Origin of the sequence: Nicoliella spurrieriana (genome assembly GCF_023380205.1) — a bacterium.
In the GTDB taxonomy this organism is placed as follows: Bacteria; Bacillota; Bacilli; order Lactobacillales; family Lactobacillaceae; genus Nicoliella; species Nicoliella spurrieriana.
In genome coordinates, this window is the sequence record NZ_CP093361.1 from 1,233,938 (window position 1) to 1,251,321 (window position 17,384).

General features: G+C 39.4%; 14 protein-coding genes and 1 pseudogene. 14 read left to right on the forward strand and 1 reads right to left on the reverse strand.

Features of this window, described 5'->3' with window-relative positions:
• Positions 1–13: 13 nt before the first annotated feature.
• The 6 genes and pseudogenes from dprA to MOO44_RS06745 all read left to right on the forward strand — a co-directional run bounded on the left by dprA (position 14) and on the right by MOO44_RS06745 (position 7,023).
• A complete protein-coding gene (dprA, locus tag MOO44_RS06720; RefSeq protein WP_260116377.1) occupies positions 14–892 on the forward strand; it encodes a DNA-processing protein DprA in 879 nt (292 codons plus the stop codon).
• A gap of 81 nt (positions 893–973) precedes the next feature.
• On the forward strand, positions 974–3,079 hold the full coding sequence (topA, locus tag MOO44_RS06725; protein WP_260116378.1) for a type I DNA topoisomerase: 2,106 nt from the start codon (positions 974–976) through the stop codon (positions 3,077–3,079).
• A gap of 79 nt (positions 3,080–3,158) precedes the next feature.
• A complete protein-coding gene (gene xerA, locus MOO44_RS06730) occupies positions 3,159–4,070 on the forward strand; it encodes a site-specific tyrosine recombinase/integron integrase (protein ID WP_260116379.1) in 912 nt (303 codons plus the stop codon).
• A 15-nt stretch (positions 4,071–4,085) separates the two neighbouring features.
• Positions 4,086–4,628: pseudogene (hslV, locus tag MOO44_RS06735) on the forward strand (HslVU peptidase proteolytic subunit).
• A 21-nt stretch (positions 4,629–4,649) separates the two neighbouring features.
• Positions 4,650–6,068, forward strand: a complete 1,419-nt coding sequence (gene hslU, locus MOO44_RS06740) for an ATP-dependent protease ATPase subunit HslU (RefSeq protein ID WP_260116380.1) — start codon at positions 4,650–4,652, stop codon at positions 6,066–6,068.
• Between the two features lie 76 nt (positions 6,069–6,144).
• On the forward strand, positions 6,145–7,023 hold the full coding sequence (locus MOO44_RS06745; RefSeq protein WP_260116381.1) for an aldose 1-epimerase family protein: 879 nt from the start codon (positions 6,145–6,147) through the stop codon (positions 7,021–7,023).
• A gap of 40 nt (positions 7,024–7,063) precedes the next feature.
• On the opposite strand, the gene plsY is transcribed toward MOO44_RS06745, so the two are convergent.
• A complete protein-coding gene (plsY, locus tag MOO44_RS06750) occupies positions 7,064–7,684 on the reverse strand; it encodes a glycerol-3-phosphate 1-O-acyltransferase PlsY (protein ID WP_423802907.1) in 621 nt (206 codons plus the stop codon).
• Positions 7,685–7,887: 203 nt separating this feature from the next.
• On the opposite strand from plsY, the gene parE reads away from it, so the two are divergent.
• The 8 genes from parE (at position 7,888) to MOO44_RS06790 (ending at position 17,277) form a co-directional block, all read left to right on the forward strand.
• Positions 7,888–9,846 carry a DNA topoisomerase IV subunit B gene (gene parE / locus MOO44_RS06755; protein WP_260116382.1) on the forward strand — a complete coding sequence of 653 codons (1,959 nt, stop codon included), beginning with the start codon at positions 7,888–7,890 and terminating at the stop codon, positions 9,844–9,846.
• Between the two features lie 23 nt (positions 9,847–9,869).
• Positions 9,870–12,311 carry a DNA topoisomerase IV subunit A gene (gene parC, locus MOO44_RS06760; protein WP_260116383.1) on the forward strand — a complete coding sequence of 814 codons (2,442 nt, stop codon included), beginning with the start codon at positions 9,870–9,872 and terminating at the stop codon, positions 12,309–12,311.
• Positions 12,312–12,380: 69 nt separating this feature from the next.
• Positions 12,381–13,310, forward strand: a complete 930-nt coding sequence (locus MOO44_RS06765) for a manganese-dependent inorganic pyrophosphatase (RefSeq protein ID WP_260116384.1) — start codon at positions 12,381–12,383, stop codon at positions 13,308–13,310.
• Positions 13,311–13,476: 166 nt separating this feature from the next.
• Positions 13,477–13,902, forward strand: coding sequence for a peptide-methionine (R)-S-oxide reductase MsrB (msrB, locus tag MOO44_RS06770; protein ID WP_260116385.1), 426 nt, complete (start codon positions 13,477–13,479; stop codon positions 13,900–13,902).
• Positions 13,903–13,944: 42 nt separating this feature from the next.
• Complete coding sequence (gene msrA / locus MOO44_RS06775; RefSeq protein ID WP_260116386.1) at positions 13,945–14,463, forward strand: peptide-methionine (S)-S-oxide reductase MsrA; 519 nt, start codon at positions 13,945–13,947, stop codon at positions 14,461–14,463.
• 325 nt (positions 14,464–14,788) lie between these two features.
• Entirely contained in the window at positions 14,789–15,376 is a 588-nt protein-coding gene (locus tag MOO44_RS06780; RefSeq protein ID WP_260116387.1) for a WxL domain-containing protein, read from the forward strand.
• Positions 15,377–15,384: 8 nt separating this feature from the next.
• Positions 15,385–16,407 (forward strand): DUF3324 domain-containing protein, encoded by a 1,023-nt coding sequence (locus MOO44_RS06785; RefSeq protein ID WP_260116388.1) that lies wholly within the window; start codon positions 15,385–15,387, stop codon positions 16,405–16,407.
• Between the two features lie 264 nt (positions 16,408–16,671).
• A complete protein-coding gene (locus MOO44_RS06790) occupies positions 16,672–17,277 on the forward strand; it encodes a tyrosine-type recombinase/integrase (RefSeq protein WP_260116389.1) in 606 nt (201 codons plus the stop codon).
• Positions 17,278–17,384 lie beyond the last annotated feature (107 nt).

Genomic DNA, 17,384 nt, shown 5'->3' on the forward strand with positions numbered 1-17,384 from the left:
GGGATTGATATAAATGCAAGCAAGACAATTATTATTAAAGTTACGAATCTGTCGAGGAATTAATTTTCGGGGTGAATATCGGGTCTACCAATGGCTGAAACAGAATTTAAAGGTAGTATCTGGTAAGCAAGATTTAGATTTAGATGAGCAAGCTCTAATTGAGATTGCTCAAATTAAGCGCAGTTGCCAAGCTCAGTTCAGGGCTAGTTTTTTAAGTGACCAATTGGAATCTGATATTGCATTGAATGAACGAATGTGTAACTATACCACCATTTTTGATGAAGACTATCCTCCGAATCTCTTGGAAGCCGGGTTACCGCCAATGGTCCTTTTTTATCAGGGAAATATTAGGCTGGCACACCAAAAGCTATTGGGGATGGTGGGGAGTCGGAAAAATTCAGGCTATGCGATCCAAACAATGCGGGCGTTAGTTCCAGAGCTAGTTAAAAATCAGATTGTGACCGTCTCTGGATTAGCAACCGGTGTTGACGGACTATGTCATCGGTTAACGATTCAAAATGGTGGGAGCACGATTGCAGTAATTGGGACCGGGTTAGATTACTGTTATCCTAGGAACAATGTCAGATTACAATCACTAATTGCACACGATCATTTATTATTAACGGAGTACCCGCTGGGAGTAAGCGTTCGTAAACATCACTTTTTAGAACGAAATCGGGTCATTGCCGGTTTAATAAAAAATATTATTATTATCGAAGCCGCCCAAAAATCAGGGAGTTTAATTACCGCTAATTTAGCACTAAATAACAATCGTAATGTAATGGCAATCCCCGGTCCCATCGGGCATTGCTTGTCAGTTGGTTGTAATGAATTAATTGCCGAGGGGGCCAAGCCGGTTTTAACGGTCGAAGATATTTTGGAAGATTTTTAATTTGACACAATCACGGAACTGCAATATTATGTGAGAGATTTAGTGAATAAAAAATAAATAATTTGATTGAGGGATTATTTAATGACCACAAAGACAAAAACTTCCACATCGAAACGTAAAAGAACCGTTAAGAAAAAACTAGTAATCGTTGAATCACCAGCGAAAGCAAAGACAATTGAAAAATATTTAGGACGTACTTATCGTGTGATCGCTAGTAAGGGTCATATTCGAGACCTTCCTAAGAGTAAGATGGGGGTCGATATTGAAAACCACTTTGAGCCTCACTATATTTCCATTCGTGGAAAGGGCGATACAATTAAGATGCTCCGTGCTGAGGCTAAAAAAGCGAAGGCGATCTACTTAGCATCCGATCCGGATCGAGAAGGGGAATCGATTGCTTGGCATCTTTCCCATCTATTGGGGTTGGATATTCATGATAATAATCGAGTTGCCTTTCATGAAATTACAAAGGATGCCGTTAAGGATGCCTTTAAAAATCCACGAACAATTGATATGAATTTAGTGGATGCCCAACAAGCTCGTCGAGTCTTGGATCGATTAGTTGGTTATTCAATCTCACCATTACTTTGGAAAAAGGTTAAAAAGGGTCTTAGTGCTGGGCGGGTTCAATCAATTGCTTTATGGTTGATTATCGACCGTGAACGCGCAATTAGAAAGTTTGTTCCAGAAGAATATTGGACGATTGATAGTGAGTTTAAAAAGGGACGGGCAAAGTTTAACGCCAGTTTCTATGGATTAAATGGTAAAAAAGCGGAGCTACACAATAATGATGATGTTCAGTCAGTTTTAGGCCGTTTAGATAAGCAAGCTGATTTTAAGATTACCAGTGTAAAGAAGCGGGAACGGAGAAGACAGCCCCAGCAACCATTCACGACTAGCACGATGCAACAGGTCGCTAACCGCCAGTTGAAATTTAGGACTGGTAAAACGATGATGGCTGCCCAACAATTATACGAAGGAATCCACCTAGGAAAAGAAGGTAGTCAGGGATTAATTACCTATATGCGGACGGATTCCACAAGAATCTCTGCAATTGCAAAGCATGAAGCAGCGACTTATCTTCATGAGAATCTGGGGCCTGAATATGCAGCTAATAAACCGCTCAAGGGGAAATTGCCCGAAGGTGCTCAGGATGCCCATGAGGCGATTCGGCCGACATCCGTGATGAGAACACCGGATAGCGTGAAGGAGTACTTAAATCGTGATCAATTTAGACTATATCAGTTGATTTGGTCTAGATTTGTGGCTAGTCAGATGACACCTGCGGTTATGGATACCATGACGGTTGATTTAGAGCAAAATAACGTTAATTTCCGGGCCAATGGCTCTAAGCTCAAGTTCCCTGGATTTTTGAAGGTTTATGGGACCCGCGAAAAAGATAACGATTTGCCGGATTTAGTTGAGGGTGATGCTGCTAAACTAGTAAAGACTAATCCTGATCAACACTTTACCCAGCCACCAGCTCGTTATAGTGAAGCTGCTTTGATTAAGGCCCTAGAAGAAAATGGTGTCGGCAGGCCATCAACCTACGCTCCGACCCTTGGGACGATTCAAAAGCGTTACTACGTTAAATTTGTCGGCCGCCGCTTTGAACCCACTGAATTGGGTGAAATCGTTAACGACATTATCGAGGAATATTTCCCAGATATCATTAATATTGACTTTACTGCTGATTTAGAATCTAAATTAGATGAAATTGAAGACGCTAAGCAAAATTGGGTCAACGTGGTCGATCAGTTCTATCAACCATTCTCAAAAGAGGTTCACCATGCTGAAAAGACAATGGAGAACGTTCAAATCAAGGATGAACCCGCTGGCTTTAATTGTGAAATCTGTGGTGCGCCAATGGTCATTAAGATGGGACGTTATGGGAAGTTCTATGCTTGTTCACGCTTTCCTGATTGTCGCAATACCCAGGCAATTGTAAAGGAAATTGGTGTCACTTGTCCTAAGTGTAAGCAGGGACAGGTAATTGAAAGAAAATCCAAAAAGAACCGCATTTTTTATGGTTGTTCAAGATACCCAGAATGTGATTTTGTAACTTGGGATAAGCCGGTTGGGCGTGATTGTCCACGGGATGGGCACTTCTTAGTTGAAAAGAAAATTAAGGGTGGCGTTCAGGTGGTTTGCCCAAATGGTGACTATGAAGAACCAGTTCAAAAATAGGAGATTATCGAATTAGATAGTCTCTTTTATTTTTGAATTCAAGTAAAAAGTTTAATTTTACTTTAACTAAGGTGAAAAAATGAAAAAAGAAGAAATAATCAAAAAATTCATTCATTATATTCAAATTGAAAAACAATACTCCAGTGAAACCATTCGCGCATATGAAAATGATTTAAAAGAATTTAACAAAATTGCCATCGGGAAACAAAATAAATCGTTACTAACAGTCAACGAAATTGACGTAGAAAACTATTTGAACTATATGCATAACAAGGGCGATCAACGTAATACCATTTTAAGAAAGGTCTCATCAATCCGGTCTTTTTATAACTATCTAATCAAGAGTGATATTACTAAAAACCAACCATTTGAATATGTGCACTTGAAAAAGAAACAAAATCGATTACCCAAGTTCTTATATCCTAACGAGATTAAAGAATTGTTTAAATCAGCTCATAATGGAACAAATGAGGCATTAATTCCAAGAAATATTGCTATACTAGAATTGTTATTTAGTACTGGGTTGCGGGTAAGTGAATGCGCAGCATTAACCATTAGTCACATTGACTTTAATAACCGTATTATGGATATTTGGGGAAAGGGGAATAAGCAACGTTTTGTACCCTTCAGTCAGGAAACTTTGCAAGCCCTAAGAGTCTACATTAGAACAACGCGGCAAACCTTAATGAATGATTACCATCAAGACCATGGGTATCTGTTTATTAATCATCATGCTAACCCCATTACTACTAGGGGAATTGAGTATATTCTAGATGCAATCTTAAAAAATAGTTCCATAAATGGTAATATTTATCCACATATGTTCAGGCATACGTTTGCAACTGACATGTTAAATAACGGGGCGGATCTAAGGAGTGTTCAGGAGTTATTAGGGCACAGCAGTTTATCCACTACTCAAATCTATACCCACGTAACTAAGGAAAATCTATTAAAAAATTATAATCAATTTTTCCCACGATCAAAGGAATAAAGGAGCAGATTAAGAATGACAGTGAAATTTGAAGCAACTACGATTTGTGCAGTTCGGCATAATGGGCATATTGCAATGGCAGGTGACGGACAGGTCACAATGGGCGAAAAGGTGATCATGAAGGGCACTGCTCATAAAGTTCGTAAAATTTATGATGGTAAAGTGGCCGTTTGATTTGCCGGTAGCGTGGCTGATGCATTTAACTTGGAATCTAAATTTGAGGGCAAGCTAAAGGAATATAGTGGAAACTTAAAACAAGCGGCAGTTAAACTCGCCCAACAATGGCGTGGCGATCAAGCATTACAAAAACTAGAAGCACTATTAATCGTTGCCGATCACAAGGATTTATTACTAGTTTCAGGATCAGGAGAGGTAATTGAACCTGATGATGATATTTTAGCAATTGGTTCTGGGGGTAATTTTGCATTAGCTGCCGCACTTGGAATGAAGCATCATGCACCAGCAATGAGTGCAAAAGAAATTGCTGAAGCCTCCATTCACATTGCCGGAAGTATTGATATTTTTACTAACCAGAACGTTATTTCAGAAGAATTATAATTTAAATTAGGAGAATTTTTAATGGAAGCAATTGATAAAACACCAAAACAAATTGTTAAAGAATTAGATAACTACATCATTGGCCAAGATGATGCTAAAAAAGCAGTAGCCGTTGCATTAAGGAACCGCTATCGAAGAATGCATCTTTCTAAGTCGATGCAAGAAGATATTACCCCTAAAAACATTTTAATGATTGGACCAACTGGAGTTGGTAAGACCGAAATTGCAAGACGGCTTGCTAAAATTGTTAACGCACCATTTGTAAAAGTGGAAGCAACTAAATTTACTGAAGTTGGGTATGTTGGTGGTGATGTTGAATCAATGGTTCGGGACTTAGTTGAAAATGCTGTTAAAGAAGTGCGAGAAGAACGCTTCGAACGGGTCGCTAGTCAAGCAGCAAAACAAGCAAATGAACGCATTGCCGAATTAATGGTTCCAGATGATAATCAACAAGCAAATCAAAATGCTGATATGAAGAGCATGATGGATATGTTGAACCAGATTCAAAAGGGGAAAATGCCGACGGAACAAGATCAACCCAAACACCAACCAGTTAGCCAAGCAGTTAAGGATAAACGTGCGCAAGTCTTAAAAGAATTAGAATTAGGCCAACTCGAAGATAAGATGGTTGAAATTGAAATGGATGATCCTAAGCAATCAGTATCACAACAAAATAACATGTTGGGACAAATGGGTATTGATTTAAACGATACCTTGGGAAACATGCTGCCAAAGAAGAAAATCAAGGCCCACTTAAAGGTGGCTGAGGCTCGTGAAATTTTAATTCGTGAAGAATCAGAGAAACTGGTTAATGATGCCGATCTATACCGGGAAGCCATTAACCGGACCCAAAATACTGGAATCATTTTTATCGATGAAATTGATAAAATTGTTGGTGGAAAGTCACAAAATAAGGGTGAGGTCTCAAGAGAAGGAGTTCAACGAGACATTTTACCAATCGTTGAAGGAGCTAACATCAATACTAAGTATGGACTAGTGGATACTAGCCATATCCTATTTATTGCATCTGGAGCATTTGCCGAAAGCAAGCCTAGCGATTTAATTGCTGAGCTTCAGGGCCGCTTTCCAATCAGAGTTGAATTAGATTCTCTTAGCAAGGAAGACTTCGTCAATATTTTAACAAAACCGAACAATGCTTTGATTAAACAGTACGTAGCATTGATTGGTACTGATAATATTAAGGTCACTTTTACCATCGAATCAATTCAAAAAATTGCTGAAATTGCGTATAATGTAAATCGTGATGTTCAAAACATCGGAGCTAGAAGGCTTCATACAATTCTAGAAAAACTATTAGAAGATTTACTATTTGAAGGTCCCGATATGGAAATGGGAGACATTACGATTACTGAACATTACGTTGAAGATAAGGTCGGACACTTAGCAAAGGATCAAAATCTATCACAATTCATTCTATAATCGGTTAATTTAGTGCTCTAATCTAATTTTTTTGCTAGAATTAACTTAAATAACTAGAATAGATGAGGATGATAGCATGGAATTTACTTTATTAAATGACGATTTAACAATTAAAGTCAATTCAAAGGGGGCCGAGCTTAATAGTGTCAAGGGTGCTAACGGAATTGAGTACTTATGGCAAGCTGAGCCTAATTTTTGGTGTAGACATGCACCAATCTTATTTCCAATCGTGGGGCGTTTAAAAAACGATAAATATGAATATGAAGGTAAGCAATATTCAATGGGTCAACATGGTTTTGCCCGTGATATGGAATTTAAATTAAGTGAACAAACTAATGATTCGATTACGATGGTATTGAATTCTGATTCAGATACTAAGGCAATGTACCCGTTTGATTTTCAATTATTTGTGAAGTACACGTTGGAGCAAAAGACCCTTAAGGTTAACCTAACCGTTGTAAATTCAGATGATAAAACGATGTACTTTTCAGTTGGTGCACATCCCGCATTCAACGTCCCATTAACCACCGGTACATTTAGTGACTATCAATTGAACGTGATCCCCAATGAAATTTTTGATCAAGTCCCACTGCAAAACTCATTGAGTAATGCAAAAAGTGGAAACGAAATTGATTTGAAGTCACCATTAGGGATTAGCCGAACTCTTTTTAAAAACGATGCGGTTATCTTAAATCTCAATAGTAACCCCGTGGAGATTAAATTAACCAATGCTCATAATAGCGATGACCATGGCGTTTCATTGCAGACAAAGGATGCTGAGTACATGGGACTTTGGTCTCAATACCCACAAGATGCTCAATTTGTTTGTATTGAGCCGTGGTGGGGCATTGCCGATGATGTTGATACAGATGGCCTCTTAATCCATAAAAAGGGGATTAAGGATTTAGCTGCAGGTGCGCGGTTTAATACTCAATTCGATATTACGGTCCATTAATAAAAAGACGCTTACCAAATTGGTAAGCGTCTTTAATTATTTAGTGATGATTACGATTATAATTAATGCCAAAGTGGACTAGACGCTCATCACCAGCTCTAATTCGTTGAATGTTTTTACGATGGCGGTAAAATACAAATAGCGTTAAGATAATAGCGATAGTGGCTAGCAAGTAATCCTTAATGAGTAGTGAAACAATCGAAACAAATATAAAGGTACAAAGACTAGCTAGACTAACCATACTGCTCAAGTAAAGGACCAGAAGCAAAACGGCCGTTGCTAATATAAAGAGAATTGGATTATAGGTTAATAGCATCCCCGCGCTAGTGGCAACTGCTTTACCGCCCTTGAATCTGTCAAAAATGGAAAAGGTATGTCCAGCCACCGCACAGAGTCCAAAAATTAATTCAGTCAGATGAATGGACCCAAAATTAACTTGAAAAATAAGTGGGAGTGCTGCTGATAACGCCCCCTTAGCGATGTCCATGAATAAAACGACCGTTCCGGCGATGGGGCCTAAAACTCTGAATGTGTTGGTGGTCCCAATGTTGCCAGAACCATGTTTACGAATATCGACGTTAAAGAATTTTTCACCAATCAAAATTCCACTCGGAATCGACCCCAGTAAGTATGCTATGATTAACAATGCTGCAATTTTCAAAATGATGCCTCCAATAATGATTTGGTTAAAATAACGATAATTTATCAAATGTTCATCTTTTCGAGTGTTATAATAATTTATCTTAATCATATTATACCATAGAAGGTTAGCGGAAAATTCAAACGCTTGTTCGCATAATTTGCAAAGTTACACAAATAAGTTATTATTATATAGATTGCATAATGTAAAGGAGTTTTCTCATAATGGCAAAATCAAAACAAGAATATGATGATTCTTCCATTCAAGTTTTGGAAGGATTAGAAGCCGTTCGTAAGCGGCCGGGGATGTACATTGGATCCACTAACGGTAGTGGGCTACATCACTTGGTCTACGAGATCGTTGATAATGCCGTTGATGAGGCATTAGCAGGATATGGTGATGAAATTAATGTTACGATTCATAAGGATAATAGTTTAACCGTCGTTGATCATGGCCGGGGAATGCCCGTTGGAACCCATGTTTCTGGCAAACCCACTCCTGAAGTAATCTTGACGGTCCTCCACGCAGGGGGAAAATTTTCTGAAAACGGTGGTTATAAAACCTCTGGTGGATTACATGGGGTTGGATCAAGCGTTGTTAATGCGCTTTCCACTAACTTAACGGTTACGATCGTTAGGGATGGTCGGAAGTATCAAGAAAAATTTGAAAACGGTGGTAAGCCCATCGGTACTTTGAATGATTTGGGTAAAACTAGTGAGCATAGCGGGACAACGGTGACTTTCAAACCAGATCCAGCTATTTTTACGACCACCGTTTTTAATTACGACATTTTAAAGGAACGGTTACGTGAATCAGCTTTCTTGCTAAAGGGAATCAAGATCACGTTGACCGATGAACGAACGACTCCAGCCAAGCATGATGAATTTCATTTTGAACGGGGAATTCAGGAATTTGTGGAATACCTAAACGAAGGCAAGCATACCTTGGGTCCGGTCATGTATTTTGATGGATCTAAGGAGGGGATTGAAGTTGAAGTAGCCGCTCAATACAATGACGGATATACTGAAAATACCCTTTCATTCGTCAATAATGTTAGGACCAAGGATGGTGGGACCCACGAATCAGGGTTCCGGAGCGCTTGGACTAAGGCCTTTAATGAATATGCTAAAAAGGTAGGACTATTAAAGGGGAAGGATAAAAAGCTGGATGGAAACGATGTTAGAGAAGGGCTATCAGCAATTATTGCCTTAAAGATCCCTGAAGAACTATTACAGTTCGAGGGGCAAACAAAGGGAAAGCTAGGGACTCCTGAGGCGCGTTCCATCGTTGATAGCATCATTAGTGATAAGTTAATTTACTTTTTAATGGAAAACGGCGACTTTGCTCAGCAATTAGTTCAAAAGGCAATTCGAGCTCAACAGGCGCGTGACGCTGCTCGGAAAGCGCGGGATGAAAGTCGCGGTGGTAATAAAAAGCGTAAAAAGGAACGGCTGTTATCAGGTAAGTTAACCCCTGCTCAATCTAAGGATGCCGCTAAGAATGAATTGTTCTTAGTGGAAGGGGATTCAGCCGGTGGATCTGCTAAGCAGGGACGTGATCGTAAGCATCAAGCCATCCTTCCATTACGGGGGAAGGTCTTAAACACTGAACGGGCAAAGCTACCTGATATTATGAAGAACGAAGAAATTAGTACCATGATCTATACCGTTGGTGCTGGGGTCGGTTCTGATTTTAATATTAAAGATGCTAACTATGATAAAATCATCATCATGACCGATGCTGATGATGATGGTGCCCACATTCAAATCCTATTGCTGACCTTCTTTTACAAGTACATGCGACCAATGATTGAAGCGGGGCGCGTCTATATTGCATTACCACCACTGTATAAGGTGCAAAAGAAGGTTGGTAAAAAAGAGCGAATTGCATATGCCTGGACTAATAGTGAAATGGAACAGGAAGTAAAGGCATTTAAGAAGCCATACACCCTACAACGCTTCAAGGGATTAGGTGAAATGAATGCAGACCAACTCTGGGAAACGACCATGGATCCTGAGTCACGAACGTTGATTCAAGTCCATATCGATGATGCTAAATTAGCAGACCGGCGGGTCACTACTTTAATGGGTGATAAGGTCGCTCCTAGACGTGATTGGATCGAGCATAATGTTCAGTTCAACCTAGAAGAAGACGGCAGTATTTTAGATAATACCGCTAAATAGTTAATCAAGGGAGGCCCAATTAATTGAAAAATGGACAAACAATTGAACGGCTAACGCTTGAAGATATCATGAGTGAACGATTTAGTCGTTACTCCAAATCGATTATTCAAGAAAGAGCGTTACCTGACGTTCGTGATGGCTTAAAACCAGTTCAACGTAGAATTCTTTACGCAATGAATAAGGATGGTAATACTTACAACAAGGGGTTCCGGAAGGCTGCTAAGTCAGTTGGAAATGTAATGGGTAATTTCCATCCCCATGGTGATAGCTCCATTTACGAAGCATTGGTGCGAATGAGCCAGGACTGGAAATTACGAGAACCCTTAATTGAAATGCACGGGAACAACGGGTCAATGGATGGTGATCCACCAGCAGCAATGCGGTATACCGAAGCTAGACTTAGCAAGATTGCCGGTGAAATGTTACGCGACATCGATAAAGATACTGTTGATTGGGTCTTGAATTTTGATGATACCGAATATGAACCGGTGGTTTTGCCATCCCGATTCCCAAACCTATTGGTCAACGGGGCGACTGGAATTTCAGCCGGATATGCAACTGATATCCCACCGCATAATTTAGGGGAGGTCATCGATGCGGTCATTGCCTTACAAAAGAATCCCGATGCATCCCTGGATGAATTAATGAAATACGTCAAGGGGCCCGACTTTCCGACTGGTGGCATTATTCAGGGAATCGATGAAATTAAAAAGGCTTACCAAACCGGTAAGGGGCGGATTGCAGTACGTTCTAAAACGGCCATCGAAGCATTGCGCGGGAACAAGCAATTGATTCGCGTCACTGAGATTCCATATGAAGTGAATAAACTACAGTTAGTTAAGCAAATTGATGAAATCAGAATTGCTAAGAAGATTGACGGGATCGCTGAAGTCCGGGATGAAAGTGACCGTAATGGGTTATCGATCGCAATTGAATTGAAGCGGGATGTGGATTCAAAGGGAATTTTAAACTACCTTTTTAAGAATACGGATCTTCAAGTATCATATAATTTCAACATGGTCGCGATCGATAACATGCGACCAGAACGGCTCTCGTTAAAACGGGCGTTAGACTCATACCTTAAATTCCAACGATCAGTGGTTAAGAAGCGGACTCAATTTGATTTAAACAAGGCATTAGCCCGGCAAGAAATTGTAGAGGGACTAATCAAGGCATTATCAATCTTAGATCAAGTTATCAAGGTGATCCGGGGGAGTAAGGATAAATCATCCGCTAGGCATAATTTGATTGAACAATTTGATTTTACTAATAATCAAGCTGAATCAATCGTTAACTTACAACTGTACCGGTTAACCAATACTGATGTCACCCAGTTAAATCAAGAAGCAGCAGAATTAGCTAAACGAATCGAACGGTTCAGGGCTATTTTAGCGGACCCGAAGCAATTAGACCTGGTCTTAAGAAATGAACTACGGTCTATTAAGAAGGCGTATGCTTCTAAGCGATTGAGCCAAATTGAAGCTGAAATTGAGAACCTTAAGATCAGTACGAAGGTCACAGTTCCAGATGAGGATGTAATTGTCTTAGTTAGTGACGATGGTTACCTCAAGCGGAGTAGCATCCGTTCTTATCGCGCTTCAGAGGTCAATGAGAACGGCTTGAAGTCAGATGACCATCCCATTTTTATGCAACAATTAAATACTCGTGACCACTTAATGATGTTCACCAACAAGGGGCATTTGATCTATCGGCCGGTCTTTGAGATCACCGACACCCGTTGGAAGGATACTGGCGAACACATTTCTCAAACGATTGGATTGGCCAATGACGAGAAAATCATCAAGACGGTTGCCTTCAAACATCTAAATGAATCCGGCAGTTTTTTGATTGCTACGAGTGATGGGTATGTAAAATTGACTGAATTTGCCAAGCTATTACCGGGCCGGACTTATAAGAGTCACGCTAGTGTTTATGAAAAGTTAAAGCATCCCGATGCTAACGTGGTAACGGTTGAATACATTGATGCTAATGTTAAGCACCATCAATTGGTGGTGGCCAGTCGCGAAGGGATGGCGACCCGGTATGCGCTCTCAGAAGTCTCCTTTAGTGGCGCTAAGAGTACCGGAGTCCGTGCAATGGATCTCCGCGATGATGATCAAGTTGTCGGTTGTCAATTAGCTAGTGAGGATTCAGTGATGGCCATAATCACTCAGCGGGGAGCATATAAGAACCTTCCAGTCGCTGAGATTCCCCTAGCTGGTAGAGGACGGCGTGGCGTGATTATCCTAAAGGCCCTCAAGGCACAACCACATGAAATTACCGGGTTCGTTTCGATCCAGCCCGATACAATGAATACGGCTTTGCATATTTTTACCGATCGGAGACGTGTTCATGACGTAGTTCCAGTTGACCATCCTATGAGCGAGCGATATTCAAATGGCTCATTTGTAGTTGATGTTAAAACGGAGGGGCAACCAGTTTCGATTCAAAAACCTTTAAATTGATTTATCAATGCTTCTAAAATATAATAGAAGTGTCAGATTAATATAATAATAGAATTGGAGCAATCAATAATGAGCAAAGAATTAATTTTCGGACACCAAAATCCAGATACCGATGCAATTGATGCTGCTAAGGCATACGCATATCTACAAACTAAGTTAGGTTACGATGTTGAAGCCGTTGCACTAGGTGAATTAAACGACGAAACTAAATTTGTGTTAGATTACTTTGACGAACCAGCACCCCGGGTAATTTCAGCTGCTAAACCAGAAGTTGATTCCGTAATGCTAGTTGATCACAATGAATTTCAACAGAGTGTTAGTGACATTAAAGATGTTACCGTAACCCACGTAGTCGATCACCACAAGGTCGGTAATTTCGAAACTGAAAAGCCACTTTACATGCGTGAAGAACCCCTTGGGTGTACTAGTACCATTATTTATAAGCTCTTCAAGGAAAATAATGTGGAAGTTCCAGCTAAGGTAGCTGGATTAATGCTTTCAGCAATTATTTCAGATACGTTATTATTACAATCACCAACGACTACTGAAACTGATCGTCAAGCCGTAGCAGCACTAGCTAAAATTGCTAATGTTGATTACAAGGAATATGGAATTAAGATGTTAAAAGCCGGGACTAATGTTGACGGTCGTTCAGCTGACGAATTGGTGGATGAAGATGCCAAGTCATTCACCATGGGTGGCAAGAGCGTTCGAATCGACCAAATCAACGTAGTGGACTTACAAGACATCCTAAAGCGGACTGATGAAATTAAAGCTGCAATGGAAAAGGCAAGCCAAGCAAATGGCTTTGACCTATACCTAGTGTTAGTAACGAACGTCTTGGATAGTAACTCTGCATTGATTGTCACTGGTGAACCTAAGGCTGCTGCAGAAAAAGCATTTAATGGTAAATTAGATGCTAACGACGTAATGAACCTTCCAGGAGTGGTATCCCGAAAGAAACAAGTGGTCCCACCACTAACTGAAGCCATGGAATAAGCTTGCATTAACCATTAAATTAATAAGCGACCAGTTAACTATGATGATTAGTTCGAACTGGTTGTTTTTTATTTAGTGATCATAAGCATATCAGTTGCAATTATTCCCGATTTATTTAAACTATTAATATGTAGTGTAAGACCTAATAATATTTGGAGGGATTATAATGAGCGATTACGATAAGAGCAAGTTAACGAAAGAACAATACGATGTTACCCAAAATGCTGGAACTGAGGCTCCGTTCACTGGAAAGTACGATGATTTCTTTGAGGACGGTTTATACGTAGATGTGGTTAGTGGACAACCACTATTCACCTCTAAGGATAAGTATGATTCTGGTTGTGGCTGGCCTGCTTTTACTAAACCAGTTGATGACAAAAACATCAATTCTAACTTAGATACTTCATATGGGATGGTCAGAAATGAGGTCCGTAGTAAGGATGCTAATTCACACTTAGGACATGTTTTCCCAGATGGACCAAAGGACCGTGGGGGATTAAGATATTGTATTAATTCCGCAGCTTTAAAGTTCATCCCCGTTGACAAACTACAAGAAGCAGGGTACGGGGACTATCTTAAGTTCTTTAAGTAATCATTTGACAACGTTAATTTTAAATGAAAAGAGTGATAATAAATGGAAACTGCAATTTTTGCTGGTGGTTGTTTTTGGTGCATGGTAAAACCATTTGATACGATTCCTGGAATTGAAAAGGTGGTATCTGGATATACTGGTGGGCATGTTCCTAATCCAACTTATGAACAAGTATGTAGCCATACCACTGGGCATACTGAGGCCGTTAAAATTACTTTTGATCCAGATAAAATTTCATACAAACAATTAGTTGAAATTTATTGGCATCAAACTGATCCAACTGACGCTTCAGGGCAATTCCAAGATCGTGGTGATAGTTACCGCCCGGTTATTTTTGTTAATAGCCCTGAACAAAGAGCAGTTGCTGAACAATCCAAAGAAGATTTGCAAAATAGTGGGATGTTCGATCAACCCATCGTGACCCAAATTGAAGATGCTCAACCATTTTATCCTGCTGAAGATTATCATCAGGACTTTTATAAGAAGGATCCACTCCGTTACGTAATGGAAGAAGCAGGTGGTCGGGAAGCCTTTAAGAAACGTCATTGGAATGAAAAATAATTAATATCTATTCAACACCGGCAATCGACCGGTGTTTTTTATTTTTATATAATGTAATTTTATTCATTTTTATGAATAAAATTAAGTGTAGGAACCCGTTAAGGAACATAATTTTAAAATGTAACCCGTAACGGTGTTTAAAATTTTATGTGGTATACAAAAGCTATTATATCAGTATTATTGAGTCTGCTTTTTATATATCTAATTATTTACGAGCGTGCTATAATTGTAATTGGTAACAGCCGTCTCATTATGTTAAATGGTGATTATACGTTAAATGCATAAAAAGCCGCTGTTATACATCGCTTAAAAGGAAGTAATAGCCATGCTCAAAAAAACAAAGAAGACCCTCTTAATCTCGTCAACGTTAGGAATATTAGCAACAGCTGGAACTACTGGATTGTTCGCCCATGCGGATTCAGCAGCTACTCAACAATCTGCGAATGTTGCAGTTACCCCAGGAAGCCTTGCTGCATCAGCTTCTAATATTACATTTAGTAGTGTTGCCGTTTCTGATATTGCAAATAGTAATACATCGGCAAAGGCAACTGCTGCGCAATTAGCAACTGATGATAATCGTGGACTAGGGGCAATTGGTTGGAACGTGACTGTTTCAGTGAACTCACTTACTGACAGTAGCAATAAGGATTCACTTAATGGGAGTATCAATTTTGCACCCACTTCTGCAAATAATAGTGCCAGCGTTAATTCCGGTGCAACCGCTAAAATTGGTGATCCTTCAACAATTCAAGTGGTTCAAGGGTCGAATGAAGGGCATACCATTACTAATTTAGATCCAGTGATGAATCTAAACCAAAACACGAGCGTAGTAGCGACTTCATACTCTGCTTCCATCAATTGGACGATTAATGGCAGTACTAGTACCAGTGCTGCTACTAGCAGTAGTAACTAGGTTTAGGGATGGTAAAGTTAAATTTGAAACGAGTTCGCTGGCTACTAATAACTAGTGCATTGATGTTGTGCTATTGGCACGTTACTAAAGCAACGGTGTCTGCTGACAATGTTAATTCACAATATAGTTATTCCGTCGAAGTGGATGATCAAAAAAATACTTCATCCATTCAAAAACACGTTAGTCCTAATCAAAAATTAAACGTAAAACTAGTGTTTGCGAATAATAGTGCACAGGTCCAACGGTTGAACGTGAATTTTAATACCGCGACCACTGGTGATAATGGTGTTGTTCAGTATAACTTTAGTAATCTTAACGATCGCTATTTAGGAAATGTTAATTTTGCTAAGTTAGTGAATGGTAAAAAGCTAATCACGCTAGCTGCTAAATCTAAGGTCATTGAGAATTACACAATTACAGTTCCCCGAAAAAGTTTTAATGGGGTGATTGCAGGTGGCTTTTACATTACACAGGCTAAATCGAAACATGGAATTCATTCCAAAAACGGGGTTAGCTTTAAAAACGTCATTTCATATGCAATACCAATCGTTTTAAGGGAACGAAATCAACAGGTTAATACTAAGCTGAATTTAAATCGTGTTAATGCTAAGATCCACTATGCAGATCCAACGGTGATTGCAAAAATTGATAATTTAACACCGACTTTATTTGGCCAGATGAACATCAATGCTAAAATTATCGATAAAAATACCAATCGGATCGTATTTAAACAGCAGCAGGGAAATATGGCAATGGCTCCCTTAACCAGGATGGCATATCCGATTACGATTGATCAAAAGTTAAATCCCGGTCAATATCTATTGAAACTGGCCATTAGTTCTGGCAAGGCCCATTGGCATTTTACTAAGCCATTTGAAATCAATGCAAAAATATCACAGGCAACGAGTAAGAGTGCCCCAGCACATGCGGGGATGCCAATTTGGGTCTACGTTGCTATCGGGGGCGCAGTCCTGTTGGCACTACTAAGTGGTGTCTATTACCTGGGTACTCGTAAAGTTAGATCCAACTAATTGAATGGCCACTAAGGAGAAATACTTTATTTCTCCTTTTTGGTTTTCTTGAATAATTTTGCGTTAGATGCTCCCATCATCAATTTAAAAACTGAAGTCGTTCACTGAACGCGTTTCTGTTAATTAAATTTTAGCTTCTATCTCACTGTTAGTACCTAATAATGATATAGGAATCAATTTAAATTAGGGTTTAATAACCAGCCTGTTTTCTATATCACTGTTTTTTAAAAACAGTGATATAATAGCAACAGGTGGTGATATTTAATGACGGAAGAAAAGGTTTATCCAATCAAAGATGACCAGGTATTGAATGAAGTTGAGGACACTCTATTACATAATTTTGCAAAGAGTGGCCCCCGCAATTACATGATTTTTCAGTTGGGGAAAGCAACGCTTTTGAGATGTAGTGATGTAATGAAGCTAAAAATTACCGATGTATTTGATGAAGATGGCATCCTCCGTGATAGTGGTTATATTCATGATCAAAAGACCGGCAAGCAAAATCGGCTCTATTTAAAACCGGTCGCAAATGATCTGTTGCAATACCAGCAATGGCGACAGAAAATGCTTAGAAGTCGTCACCAGACTTCCGAATGGTTATTTCCTTCGATTATGTATCCCAATCGGCATATTACAGTTAATCAGTTTTATAAAATTATGCAACGGACTGGTGAATTATTGGATATTGATTATTTAGGGACCCATACAATGCGCAAAACAGGTGCATATCGGCTCTATGAACAAACTGATCATAACATTGCATTAGTGATGCAATCCTTAAATCATTCCAGTGAGGCAATGACTTTGCACTACTTAGGGTTAGATGAAACGACTAAGCGTAATATTTTCGATACCATTGATTTTGGTTGATTGAACACTCCTGAATGCCCATTCAGGAGTGTTTTTTTGCTTTAAGGTTGCTTTAAGGATGTTAGTTATTTTCTTACGTTGTCTAAGGTTTAATTGAGTTAGGACTA